Below are 12,748 nucleotides of genomic sequence, written 5' to 3'. Positions count from 1 at the left end.
ATGATGAAAGGAATGCTGAACAAACGAACGCTTTACACTGCATTGTGCGCTGCATTGGCAGGACTTCTTGGTTTTGCTTCGTGCAACAACAATGCTGCTCCTTCGCCATCGCCGAGAGATACGGTAGCAGCTTCTGTGTTTGCCCCGATTGTAAACGACACGACGCTGAATATCGACCTGTCGGCTATCACGAATATACGTTTTCCGAAGTATAAGGTTTTGAAACAGCAACCTATTATTCCCGACTCTGTCAGTATTGCCCTCGATGAAGAGACGGTAGCGGGTGGCAACTATTCAGCCATATTAAGTTTCGACACCATTCCGTCGCAAGCATTTTACGAAAAGGTAGAACAGGCTGCTCTACAGGATACTTGCTGGAAAGTAAAAGAATACGCCTACACTTACAAGCGGAAAGACAAGCAAGGCGGACTCTACCGACTTGCATTCAGCAAAGGAAGTATGCAGATAGTGCTCAGCCACTTAAATTCGGATATGATTAAGAATTACAACAGTGAGCAATAAGCTCAAAGAATTATCAATACAAAATGAAAAGTCTGAATGAACCCCATCGGAAGAATTAAGTATGTACTAAATTAATTCTCATGGGGTTACGTTATTCGTTTATAAAATCTTCCCTTTTTCTGTATTCGGTAGGTGTGTAGCCGCATACGTTCTTAAAGGCACGCACAAAGTTGGAATAGTCGCTGAAACCACTTCTGTCTGCCACTTCGCTGAAGCTCATCTGCGGTTTTCTTTCAAGCAGGTTTTTCGCTTTCTTGATTTTGAGCCGCTGAATATAAGCCGTAGGCGTACAACCGGTGAGGGAAACTATCTTGCGGTGGAACTGCCGAACACTCATGCAAACATTGCTTGCAACGAGAGAAACGTCGATGCTCTTGTTTCGACTGAGCTGAATATATATTGCTTCCGATACTTTTGCTAAGAAATGCAAATCGGCATCGTCCAGTTTGTCGTACTCTTGTGCCTTGGTGTCTTTGTTCTCCATCATTTTCTGCATGAACTTCTCTTGCAAGAGTCGTCGTCCTTCCAGCAATTTTTCTACTCTTGTGCGTAGTTCGTCGCTGTTGAACGGCTTGAAAAGATAAGCATCGGCACCGGCTTTTATTCCTTCTATGCGTTCCTCTTTCGTAATCTTCGCCGTAACAACGATGATGGGAATATGGTTCACTATCTCGTTGGCGCGCACTTGTCGGCATATTTCCAATCCGTCCATGCCGGGCATCATCAGGTCGGTAATAATGAGGTCGGGCACGAGTTCCAACGCTTTTCCCAACCTTCCTGTCCGTTGCCCGCATAGGAAACAGCATAACGGTCGGCAAATTGCGCACCGATATAGGCGGCAATGTCTCGGTTATCTTCAATAACGAGTAGACGGCAGCGGTTGTCGTCGGTCTCGCTATCTGTAAGTTCTGTCTCGGTCTCGGGCAAGAGCGGTGTGTAGGCTTTCGGATTGTAGGCAAGCTGTCGTTTGTGGTCGTTGCGAATAGGCACGCTGACATGGAAAGCCGTACCTTTGCCCACTTCGCTTTCCACGGTGATGCTTCCTTCTAAAGCATCGATAATCTGCTTGACGAGTGCCAGTCCCACGCCCGTACCGATGTTTCTTACCTCGCTTTCTGCCTGATAGAACGGCTCGAACACATGGGTAAGCGTATCCTTTTCCATTCCTTTGCCCGTATCGGACACATCGACACGCAAATGCTTGTCTTTACTCCACACCGAAACATTAATCTTGCCGTATTCGGGCGTGAACTTGAAAGCGTTGGAGAGCAGGTTGTTCAGCACTTTGTTCACATAGTCGGGCACGAAGTCCATCTCCACTGCCTCCTTGGCAAAGAACTGCAGAGCGATGTTGCGACTGCGCGCATAGTCGCGGTAGGTTTCGATAATCATGGCGAGATGCGCCGTAATGTTGCCGTTGTGCCAGTCGGGAATGCCCACCGACGATTTTATTTTTGAAATGTCCAAGAGTTGGTTGATAAGCGTAAGCAAGCCCTTGCCCTGCCGTTCAATGGTCTGTGCCTTGTCCATCACTTTATTCTTGTCAGCTTCGGTGTCATTTGCTTGCAAGTCGTGGCTTAAGCCGAGTATCACCGTGAGCGGTGTGCGGAACTCGTGGGTAATGTTGGTGAAGAAGTTCTCGCGCAACGCCGACAGTTTTTTCAATGCCTGATGACTGCGCCGTCTGACTCGGCTGGTGTAAAGCACCATTGCCAATATTCCTGCCACGATAAGCAACACGCCTCCCAAAACAGCAAAGCCTATATTGCGTGCCGTCCGTTCTTCTTCCAGCTTCATCTTTGCTCCGTCCATCTCCCTCTTCTGGCGGTTGCGCTCGATGTTCAGACTCGTGTTCTGAATGCGGTTCACCTTTTCTATATCCAGCACACTGTCTTGCATGGCGGTGGCTTGCTCGTGGAACGAAAGGGCTGTACGGTAGTCGCCTATCCGTTTGTAGTGTTTATAATATAAGTTGTGGATTTCCGCCTGATGTTCTCTCGACTTGATGTTGTCGGCTATTGTCTTTGCTTTGCCGAGGTACTCCATCTCTTTCGCCTCGTTGCCGGTGGTCTGATAAACGCCTGCAAGTGCTATGAGCGTGTTCAGGGCGTGCCACTCGTCTTTCGAGGTTTGCATCAGTTGATAGGCGGTTTTGTATTCCTCTGTTGCTTTATCGTATTGTCGCGCTTTTTCGTAAAGCGAACCGAAATAATTGTGGCAGAGCGATATGCCGAGCGTATTGCCTGCTTCCTGATTATACTGCATTGAACGACGGAAGTACACCCATGCCGAGTCGGTTTTTCCACGATGCTCGAAAATTGAGCCGAGATTGGCATAGTTAATGGCTTGTCCCACTGCGCTCTTTAATGCTTGTTCGCCTTTCAGTGCCTTGCGCAGTGCGCTGTCAGCGCGTTCATAGTTGCCTAAAGTCATGTAGATATTGCCCAATCCGTTGAGCGACATCACTCGGTTCTTCTTGGCGACGAACGAAGTATCGGTGCACTCGTCGCTCAATGTCCATGCCTTATAATGGTATTCCTGTGCCACGTCGAGCACGCCCATGCGTCGGTAGTTCGTGCCCACATTGTTCAATGCCTGCACCCATTCCAGCGTGTCGTCGATGGCTTCCGCCTGTTCCAATCCTTTGCTGTGTATGTTCAGGGCTTCATCGAAACGGCTCTCGTTGCGCAGTGCCTTGCCCCATTCTCTCAGGGCGATGATGCTGCCAAGTTTGTCGTTCTCGCTTTCCAATCGCTTTTGCAACAAGGCAAGCGAGTCGATACCGTGCGTGGAGCGCACGATGCTGTCGGCTGCCTTCCGCTGTTCGGCAGTAAAAGAAACAGGTTCTTTCCCGCACGAAGCGAACAGGAAAGCAATTGAAATAAATACCCCTGATATGCTTAAAGCCCGGTAGCAGTGTCTTGACCTTTCCATAAATGTGGAAAGGTTTACGAAAGAGCTATAGAGTTTTTTTGTTGCCATATTTACAGTGTTGCAGTATGTGATGTTGTTTGTTCATAGAAATGGTTTTCATAGTTTCCTTGCCCCTTATCCGGCCGGGCATTTCTCTTAGATGTTCCATTACTATTAGAATTATGGGTGCAAAGATAATACTTTTTTTGACTTTTTACAAAAGTAGTTGGGAAAATTGCACTGTTTCGACGAAGATTTATGCCCGATTTCGGCAAAAATCATTCTGTTGCCGTCATTGCGTTTTTTCCAAAATTCGGGCTTCCAATCATCAAAAATCCCCATTTGTTAAAAGCTCTTAATCTGTCAGTAGTAAAACGCAATATAACAATGAGTTACACGGGTGAAATGTCCGATTTCGCAAGATCGCAAAAATGAAGAATGTCCGATACTGACAGATCTTTGTCCGATTTTGCAAGGTGTTTTTGTGCATTTACCCCTTAAATTTGCAACATCAAAACTATTAAACGACTAAGTATATGAAGGCAGACAAAAAGCTTACGCCAAAACAAAGGCGGAACTTGCAATTCTCGGAAGACCGCTTGGGGCTGCTCGACACCATACGCGAGATGATAGACATCGAGTTTGAACGTCGCGCGCAGAAGGGCGACAGCAAACCTTGTCGGGAACGACCGCCGCTGAAGAGCGCAGCCAACAAGTCGCAGGAAAGCGATGAGCCGGAAGACTCCGGACTTCCGCCACACCAACGCACCCTTTGGCAGCGCATCTTGAAGATGTTCACCTGTTGCTTTATATAATAAGGTGTACGGAAGAAAGCAGAATACCGGCAGCGCATCTTGAAAATGTTCACCTGTTGCATTATATAATAAGGTGTACGGAAGAAAGCAGAATACCGGCAGCGCAACTTGAAAATGTCCACCTGTTACATTATATAATAAGGTGTGCAGGACAAAAGAAAATATATTGTTAAACCTTTCAAAACTAATTAAGAACAAATTATGAATGAACGACCGCCAAACACGCTCGCCCCACCCACAGCGGCGGGGAAAGAGCAACAGAGAAGAACGAGGAAAACAGTAACCGAACAGCGCGTTTTGGAGTAACGGAGTTACGACAATCATCGCAACGGAGTTACGGCAAACGTCGCAACGGAGTTACGACAAAAGGCGCAACCGAACTGCAACCTCGACAGTAACAAAATTACAATAACAAGTCTAACTTTTTAATAAAAAAAACAATGAAAACAAATCTATTTAAGAACACCTACGCAGCGATAGCTGCGCTGTTCATCGCAATGCTCGCACTGCCTACCGCGGTGCATGCACAAGGCAAGGCAAGAATCATTCTCGAGGCACACAATGTGTGGGGAGACGGTAGCGGATACCAGATGCTGCTCGATGCCGACCACAATCTCTACGGAGACAAGTTTTCTGCCGAAGGACCGTTATGGAATGATAACAACCCGCCTGCCGACCTATACAATGGCTTCGAATACAAAATTCCGGGCAATGCCGACCCTTCTACAACGCCTCAGCACATGATTGTGGACGGCGAGGGCTATGTAGATATTCCTGCGGGAATCTACGATTTCTGCATCGCGGCACCGCAGGCAAATGCTAAAATATGGATTGCAGGCAATTATGACGGCCCTACAAGAGCCGACGATTACAAGTTCGAGGCAGGCAAAACCTATCGTTTCACGATGCACATGACCGAAGGCGGGAGTAACGATGCTGCCAAGCTGACCATCACCAACTCCGGAGAAGTGCAGACCTACGGCCTTAAGATTGCCGGCACGGAGGTAACATCTGACAACTGCAACGACCTTTCCGTGATTAGCGGCGTAAGCGGAACAGTGAAGTACGACCCGTCCACCAATACCCTCACCCTCGACAACGCCACCATCAACACAACGGCCAACAATATTCATGGTATCTACGTCACTTCACCGCTCACAATAAAGGTTAAAGGCACAGTGAATATCAAGGCGGCAGATGCTAACTCTCTCTTTATTTTTGCCACAAGCGCAGTATCTACCATCACCGGCACCGGCACGCTCAATTTGGAAGGCTGGAATGGCTTGGAAGGACAACGTGTTGTCATCGAGAACATTACGCTCAATGCAAAGGGTGAGTATGGCGGCATCATAGCAAGTAGCTCTTACGCCAACAGCACATTTGAAATCAGAAATGCCAACATAACGGCAGAAGGCAACCGCAAGGTTCCATTGTCAATATGAGTTCCCTCACCCTCGACGGTTGCGCCATCACCCAGCCTGCCGGTGCGGCGTTCGACGCATCGCTCAAAGGCGTGGCACTGAACGGACAACTCGTGAAGACGAAGGTAGTCATCGAGCCGACCGGCGGTGGTGGCGACGACCTCTTGCTCTATGAAAACTTCGACGGTACTACCGCAGCTATAGAAGGACGTACCGATTACTATCAACTGCCTTCTAACTGGAGCACCATCGATGCCGACGGCGACGGCTATAACTGGTTGGAAAATGGATTTCTGAACTGCGGCTATGGCGGCACAGGCAAGTTCGCTACATCGGAATCGTACACAAAGTACCCCGGCGAAAAAGCCTGACACCGGACAACTACCTCATCACACCGAGAGTAGCAGGTGCTGCGCGCGTAACGTTCTACGCTTGTGCGCAGGATAAGGCCAATGCAAAGGAACACTTCGCCGTATGCGCTTCAACCACGGGTAAGAACAAAAGCGACTTTAAAGTTATAAAGGAATGGACGATAAGCGAAGTTGCCGGTGAACCCGGTACCGTAGATCCACAAACCGCATGGACATTATACGACGTGGCACTGCCTGCAGGTACGCAGTACGTTGCTTTCCGCCACTTCAACTCTACCGACCAGTACCGCATCAACATCGACGAAGTGAAGGTCTATGGTAGTTCTACTGCAGTAGAGCACATCACAGCCGACGTGCCGGCAGCTGCCAAGAAAGGCATCTATACTCTCAGCGGCGTGCGCCTGCAAGGCGAGCTGAAGAACCTGCCGAAGGGCATATACATCGTGAACGGACAAAAAGTAGTGAAGCAGTAGGATACAACCGTGTTTCGCACCTCGCCAACGGGGTGCGGAACACCCACTGAAAAAGGTGCCCGACACCACATCTAATCAGAACTATTAAAACATAAAAGGTGCGGAACACCCCCGGAAAAGGGTGAACAACACCGTTTGAAAATTTAAGTATAAAGGCAGAGTGCTGCCGAACACGCTTTTGAAAAAGGTGCACAGCACCGTTTAAATGTTTAAGTATAAATGCTGAATGATGCAGAACACACTTTGCAAAAGGTGTATAACATAACACCGTTTGTATTCAAGTTCCACATCTAATCAGAACTGTTAAAACGTAAAGCCGCCTTGGCAGGGATTGCCGGGGCGGCTTTTTATGTTGCACAGTGTGGGGGGCAGCTTGCTCAACCTGCTTTTTTGTGCCGGTTTACGTTGTATAAGAGAGGAATGGAGGGGGCAGCCTATACATCGAACACCATACCTTCGTCGGTGAGGAAACTGTTGGGGAAGATGGCTTTTGCTTCGCTTAAAATGGTGTCTTCGTTAGGGTATCGGGCAGAATAATGCCCCAAAAGCAACTTGCCTGCGGCAGCGTCTCTGGCTACTGTTGCTGCTTCCTGCGATGTGCTGTGGTAGTAGCGTCGTGCCCTGTCGCTGTGTTCGCTTGCATAAGTGCTTTCATGGTAGAGCACGTCTACTCCGCTCACCTTTTTATATAGATGCTTCATGTATCTTGTGTCGGAGCAGTAGGCGTAGCTGCGCGGCTTGTCGGCAGGAGTGGTAAGGCGGTTGTTGGGAATGGTTTCGCCGTCGGCAGTAGTCCAGTCAGCCCCTGCCTTTATGTTGTTGATTTGGCTGATAGGGATATTGTAGAAGTCTATCATGTCGCGGCGGATATGCGGTGCTGTGGGCTTTTCGCGAAACAGGAAGCCGCAGCAAGGTATGCGATGTTCCAGCGGAATGGTTTCCACCGTCAGGCTCTTGTCTTCGTAGATAACCTTTGTTTCGGTTGTTTCCACCGGGTGGAACGTAACTTCGTATTCAAGTCCTTTGCAGAACAAATCCATCGAGATGTTGAAGTAGTGTTCAAACTCTTTCGGCGCATATACTTGGAGCGGTGCGGTGCGCCCCGTCATGCCGAAAGTGGAAAGCATGCCGAAGAGTCCGAAACAGTGGTCGCCGTGCAGATGCGAAATGAAAACGGCTTGTACTTTCGAGAAGTGCACCTTGGAGCGGCGCACTTGTATCTGCGTTCCCTCTCCGCAATCTATCATGAAGAACTTGCCCCGTACTTCCACAATCTGGCAAGTTGCATTATGATGGAGCGTGGGCAAGGCACTTCCGCAGCCCAATATGTGTATCTTGAAGGGTATCACGCCTACTTCTTGCGTCCAAAGACAAATATTCCGGCTTTGTTTTCAAGCGACATCGAGTCAGCCCCGAGTTCTATTACATCGAATGTATCTTTCGACAGAAGCAGTTTACCGTTGTATATCTTCCACGATGTCCACATGTTGTTTTCTGCCTGAACATTTGATACGACCTCCCCACCCTCTTTTATTTCAAAGTTCTTGTCAAGGCTTGTCCAGTTTCCAAGCAGCGACGTTATGTTAATGGCGTTGCGCAGCATCATGTCGCCGTACTCCTTATAGGCAATCACGGCAAAGCGGTCGCCGGTGAGTCTTCCGCCCTTCACAACTTCCGTCGTATCTTCAGGGTTTCGGATAATCTCCAATGTGTCGCCGGCGTCGGTCAATAATAACATAGAATTCATTCCGCCGTCGAGCATTGTGCCGTAAATGGTTGTGTCGCCGGCATTGAGCGAGTCGGCATTGTTGGCGTTCGGGCTTATCACCGGGTTGGGCTTGCTGTTCTTACAACCTGCAAAAATGGTTGCTATCAGTGCAAAAACGATGATGAATTGCGATTTCTTCATAATTCCGTTATTGAGTAATTTACTTGTTGTTCTCTATCTTTTTGGCTTCGTTCCATAGGTTGTCCATTTCCTCCAAAGTCATATCTTTCAGTTCTTTACCAAGTTTCTTTGCTTGCTGTTCAACGTATGCGAAGCGTGAAATGAACTTTTGGTTGGTATGTTCGAGCGCATTGTCGGGATTGAGTTTATACAATCGGGCGGCATTGATGACCGAAAAAAGGAAGTCGCCCAACTCTTTTGTAGAGCTTTCCTTATCTTCCCGTGCCAATTCGGCTTTCAGTTCGTTAAGCTCCTCGTACACTTTTGCCCACACATCTTCTTTCTTTTGCCAATCGAAACCAACGTTTCGGGCTTTATCCTGTATTCTGTATGCCTTTATAAGACTGGGCAGCGAGGCGGGAACTCCCGACAATACCGTCTTGTTACCTTCTCTTTCCTTTTGTTTCCGTTGCTCCCACGTCAGTTCAACTTGTGTTGCTGTAGACGGAGCATTGCCATTCGGAGGTGTTGCAGCTTGCTTTTCGGTGTTCAGTTCGTCCTTGTAAACCACCTGTCCTCGCCTGTTTATCGCCATGTTGTCGTTGGCGACTGTCCACCCTGTCCAATCTATGAAGTCGTGGCGGAACATGAGTTTGTCTGATTGAGCATTGCAAACGTCTGCTATATCGAAGTCGTTCGTCTCGCTGCCCAGCAACGCATAGAAAACAACATGCTCCATAACATCGCCGAGTTCCTTGCAAATATTCTTCTTGTCGTGCTTCATCAAGGCATCGGCAAGCTCGAATATCTCTTCTATCGTGTTAGGTCGCAAACTCTCAAAGGTCTGTTTCCTGTCCCACGGACATTCCTTTCTCAATCGCTCTTGTATATCGAGCAAACGCTCAAACGCTGCAATCTTTTCTTCTTTTGTATGCAATCTTATCAAATTTAAAGTTAAAAGAAGTACTGTGTACTGCTAATTGTGATGCAAAGATACATCTTTCAACTGATTTTTTCGTAAATTTGCATCGTTTTTAAAGATAATAAAGAAATAATAATATAAACGTATGGAATTAGCAAGTAAGTACGACCCACAGAACGTGGAAGCGAAGTGGTATGAGTATTGGCTCAATAATAAACTTTTCAGCTCTAAGCCTGACAGACGTGAGCCTTATACAGTGGTAATACCGCCCCCCAATGTAACGGGCGTATTACACATGGGGCACATGCTCAACAATACCATTCAGGACATTCTTGTACGCCATGCACGAATGGAGGGAAAGAACGCTTGCTGGGTTCCCGGTACCGACCACGCCAGCATTGCCACCGAGGCAAAAGTGGTAAACAAGCTCGCACAAGAAGGAATAAACAAAGCCGACCTTACAAGAGAGGAGTTTCTGAAACACGCTTGGGCTTGGACAGACGAACACGGTGGCATTATTCTGAAGCAATTGCGCAAACTTGGCTGTTCCTGCGATTGGGATCGCACTGCCTTTACAATGGACGAAAAGCGCAGCGAAGGCGTTATCAAGGTGTTCTGCGACTTGTACAAGAAGGGCTTAATCTATCGTGGCGTGCGTATGGTGAACTGGGATCCGAGTGCAGAGACGGCTCTTTCCGACGAAGAAGTTGTTTACAAGGACGAGCATTCAAAGCTCTACAACCTTAAATACTATATTGCGCCCGAAGACCAAAGCAAGGTTGAACGCAAGCACGACAACAACGTGATGCACAAAGACGACAAGGGTTACTACGCAGTTGTAGCCACCACGCGCCCCGAAACCATTATGGGCGATACGGCTATGTGCATCAATCCCGATGACGTAAAGAACACTTGGTTGAAAGGACTGCATGTTATTGTGCCGTTGGTAGGTCGTTGCATTCCTATTATCGAAGACTCGTATGTAGACATTCAGTTTGGTACGGGTTGCCTGAAGGTTACCCCCGCCCACGATATTAACGACCACGCACTCGGTTTGAAGCACGGTTTGGAAACCATCGACATATTCAACGACAACGGAACACTGTCGGAAGCAGCAGGTTTATATGTAGGACAAGACCGCATGGACGTGCGCAAGCAAATTGCCATCGACCTTAAAACGGCCGGCTTGATGGAGAAAGTGGAAGACTACGACAACAAGGTGGGCTACTCTGAACGTACCAACGTGCCTATCGAACCAAAGCTTTCAACGCAGTGGTTCTTAAGTATGCAACACTTTGCAGACATTGCGCTCGACCCTGTAATGAGCGATGAGATTGAGTTCTACCCAAAGAAGTACAAGAACACCTATCGCCATTGGTTGGAAAATATCAAGGACTGGTGTATCAGCCGCCAACTTTGGTGGGGACACCGCATTCCTGCTTACTACTTTAAAGACGAAAACGGCAAGCCTGCAACCGTTGTGGCAGAAACCGCCGAAAAGGCTTTGGAACAAGCAAAGGCTATCAGTCCGAACATAACAATGGCTGACTTGGAACAGGAAAGCGACTGTTTGGATACGTGGTTCTCAAGTTGGCTGTGGCCTATTTCGGTATTTGATGGTATCAACAACCCCGACAACGACGAAATAAAGTATTACTATCCGACGAGCGACTTGGTTACAGGGCCCGATATAATCTTCTTCTGGGTGGCTCGTATGATTATGGCAGGCTACGAATATCGCCGGACTTTCCCTTTCAAGCACGTTTATTTTACGGGCATTGTGCGCGACAATATCGGACGCAAGATGAGCAAGAGCCTCGGCAACTCGCCCGACCCATTGGAATTAATAGATAAGTATGGTGCTGACGGCGTGCGTATGGGCATGATGCTTTCTGCACCGGCAGGCAACGACATCTTGTTCGACGAAAGTCTTTGCGAGCAAGGACGCAACTTCAACAACAAGATATGGAATGCCTTCCGCCTTGTTCAAGGTTGGGAAACTGCCGACATAGAGCAGCCCGAAGCGAACAAGATAGCCATTAAATGGTTCGATGCAAAGCTCAAAGAAGTAAATGCCGAAATGGAAGAACAGTTCAAGAGCTACCGCATATCAGAAGCGTTGATGACCGTTTACAAACTTTTCTGGGACGAATTCTCAAGCTGGTACTTGGAAATGATTAAGCCTGAATACGGCAAACCCATCGACAAGCAAACCTACGATGCAACGCTCCGCTTCTTCGATACCCTCTTGAAGATGCTCCACCCATTCATGCCGTTCATTACAGAAGAACTTTGGCAGCACATTTTCAGCCGCAACGAAGGCGAAAGCATTATGTTGGAGAAACTCGAATTGCCACTTCCTACCGATGAAGAAAAGACTTTGATAGCCGAAATAGAGAGCATGAAACAGATAGTAGGTGGCATTCGCACCGTTCGCAATCAAAAGAACATTGCCCCGAAAGTATTGCTTTCCTTGGAAGTGGTGGGTAAAAACAACTACGAGACCTACAACTGCGTGATAGCAAAAATGGCTAATCTCGAAAGCATCAATGTTGTAACCGAGAAGAGTTCCGACGCTTCTGCCTTTATGGTGGGCACTGACGGCTTTGCCGTTCCGCTTGGAAACTTGATTGATGTAAACGCCGAAATAGAGAAATTGGAAAAGGAACTTGCTCATTTGGAGGGCTTCCTGAAAGGCGTAAAGGCAAAACTTGCAAACGAAAACTTTGTTGCGCACGCTCCCGAAGCTGTGATTGCGAAGGAACGCAAGAAGCAAAGCGACTCGGAAGAAAAGATTGAAACCATCAAAGCAAATATAGAAGAACTTCGCAAGAAGTAGTCTTAGCTTTTGCCGAAACAACGTGAGTTCGGCATAAAAAAGCAGGTTAAACCCCAATCGGGTCATTAGGACGCATTTACTTAGATTTGTTATTATCCCAAATCAGTCAAGGACGCTAATGAACGAACGGGGTTTAACAAGGTCATCTCGCAAATGTTTTTAAGCAAGTTTGCCAATGAGACTATGAGAGATTTTCGGTTTAATTTTGTAAAGATAATTCTGTTAAAAAGTGATATAATCGCTTTGGCGTTGCGAAAGCGTAGGTTTTGCAGTGTAAAACCTACGCTTTTACCGTGCAAAACCTACGGTTTTGGAACGCAAAACAATAGGTTTTATAATGCACTGATGATGAGATAGTTAGACGATAACTATTGTTGCGAAAAATATTTACGTTTTTATTGCCTTATTTTCGTTCTTTTCTCGTTCCTCGAAAAGTGCGTTTTCTCGCCATGGCAATGCTCAAATAAATTTAGCAATGCCCATTTGGCTGAACGAAAACGTTTATAAATAACGTGAGTTCGGTGTAGGAACTTGAGGACGAAGAGACTTCGCTTCTTCCTGATTATAAGCATATTAAATCATAA

9 protein-coding genes and 1 pseudogene are annotated in these 12,748 nt (G+C 47.3%); 6 read left to right on the top strand and 4 right to left on the bottom strand.

All coding sequences use genetic code 11. The features are described 5' to 3' along the window. Window positions 1–12: 12 nt before the first annotated feature. Complete coding sequence (locus tag JCM15124_RS10125; protein WP_232220159.1) at window positions 13–522, top strand: hypothetical protein; 510 nt, start codon at window positions 13–15, stop codon at window positions 520–522. Between the two features lie 91 nt (window positions 523–613). On the opposite strand, the pseudogene JCM15124_RS14095 reads toward JCM15124_RS10125, so the two are convergent. After that, window positions 614–3,456, bottom strand: a pseudogene (locus JCM15124_RS14095) (hybrid sensor histidine kinase/response regulator transcription factor). Window positions 3,457–3,971: 515 nt separating this feature from the next. Here JCM15124_RS14095 and JCM15124_RS10105 point away from each other — a divergent pair. The 4 genes from JCM15124_RS10105 to JCM15124_RS16990 all read left to right on the top strand — a co-directional run bounded on the left by JCM15124_RS10105 (window position 3,972) and on the right by JCM15124_RS16990 (window position 6,515). Next, window positions 3,972–4,250 carry a hypothetical protein gene (locus JCM15124_RS10105; protein WP_024999332.1) on the top strand — a complete coding sequence of 93 codons (279 nt, stop codon included), beginning with the start codon at window positions 3,972–3,974 and terminating at the stop codon, window positions 4,248–4,250. Window positions 4,251–4,690: 440 nt separating this feature from the next. Continuing rightward, window positions 4,691–5,692, top strand: a complete 1,002-nt coding sequence (locus tag JCM15124_RS17025; protein WP_051527379.1) for a DUF2436 domain-containing protein — start codon at window positions 4,691–4,693, stop codon at window positions 5,690–5,692. Then, on the top strand, window positions 5,689–6,042 hold the full coding sequence (locus JCM15124_RS16995; RefSeq protein ID WP_051527378.1) for a hypothetical protein: 354 nt from the start codon (window positions 5,689–5,691) through the stop codon (window positions 6,040–6,042). Before JCM15124_RS17025 ends, JCM15124_RS16995 begins: the two co-directional genes overlap by 4 nt. Then, on the top strand, window positions 5,946–6,515 hold the full coding sequence (locus JCM15124_RS16990; RefSeq protein WP_084609022.1) for a choice-of-anchor J domain-containing protein: 570 nt from the start codon (window positions 5,946–5,948) through the stop codon (window positions 6,513–6,515). The genes JCM15124_RS16995 and JCM15124_RS16990 overlap by 97 nt, the downstream gene beginning before the upstream one ends. A 434-nt stretch (window positions 6,516–6,949) precedes the next feature. Here JCM15124_RS16990 and JCM15124_RS10090 read toward each other — a convergent pair whose 3' ends face one another. The 3 genes from JCM15124_RS10090 to mazG are packed head-to-tail and all read right to left on the bottom strand — an operon-like array spanning window position 6,950 to window position 9,340. Continuing rightward, the gene (locus JCM15124_RS10090; protein ID WP_024999330.1) at window positions 6,950–7,864 is read right to left on the bottom strand and encodes a ribonuclease Z; all 915 of its coding nucleotides are present in this window, start codon (window positions 7,862–7,864) and stop codon (window positions 6,950–6,952) included. Window positions 7,865–7,866: 2 nt separating this feature from the next. Then, window positions 7,867–8,424, bottom strand: a complete 558-nt coding sequence (locus tag JCM15124_RS10085) for a lipocalin-like domain-containing protein (protein ID WP_024999329.1) — start codon at window positions 8,422–8,424, stop codon at window positions 7,867–7,869. 19 nt (window positions 8,425–8,443) lie between these two features. Beyond that, complete coding sequence (mazG, locus tag JCM15124_RS10080) at window positions 8,444–9,340, bottom strand: nucleoside triphosphate pyrophosphohydrolase (protein ID WP_024999328.1); 897 nt, start codon at window positions 9,338–9,340, stop codon at window positions 8,444–8,446. A gap of 130 nt (window positions 9,341–9,470) precedes the next feature. On the opposite strand from mazG, the gene JCM15124_RS10075 reads away from it, so the two are divergent. After that, on the top strand, window positions 9,471–12,164 hold the full coding sequence (locus JCM15124_RS10075) for a valine--tRNA ligase (RefSeq protein ID WP_024999327.1): 2,694 nt from the start codon (window positions 9,471–9,473) through the stop codon (window positions 12,162–12,164). The last annotated feature ends 584 nt before the right edge of the window (window positions 12,165–12,748 follow it).

The sequence above is a fragment of the Prevotella falsenii DSM 22864 = JCM 15124 genome (assembly GCF_000613945.1).
Taxonomy (GTDB): domain Bacteria; phylum Bacteroidota; class Bacteroidia; order Bacteroidales; family Bacteroidaceae; genus Prevotella; species Prevotella falsenii.
The sequence above is the reverse complement of the archived record's forward strand: the minus strand, read 5'-3'. Positions and strand labels throughout refer to the sequence as shown.

Bases quoted from the DNA above. Each gene is read 5' to 3' on its own strand.
- JCM15124_RS10125 (WP_232220159.1), top strand. From the start codon at position 13: ATGCTGAACAAACGAACGCTTTACACTGCATTGTGCGCTGCATTGGCA.
- JCM15124_RS10105 (WP_024999332.1), top strand. From the start codon at position 3,972: ATGAAGGCAGACAAAAAGCTTACGCCAAAACAAAGGCGGAACTTGCAA.
- JCM15124_RS17025 (WP_051527379.1), top strand. From the start codon at position 4,691: ATGAAAACAAATCTATTTAAGAACACCTACGCAGCGATAGCTGCGCTG.
- JCM15124_RS16995 (WP_051527378.1), top strand. From the start codon at position 5,689: ATGAGTTCCCTCACCCTCGACGGTTGCGCCATCACCCAGCCTGCCGGT.
- JCM15124_RS10085 (WP_024999329.1), bottom strand. From the start codon at position 8,424: ATGAAGAAATCGCAATTCATCATCGTTTTTGCACTGATAGCAACCATT.
- JCM15124_RS10075 (WP_024999327.1), top strand. From the start codon at position 9,471: ATGGAATTAGCAAGTAAGTACGACCCACAGAACGTGGAAGCGAAGTGG.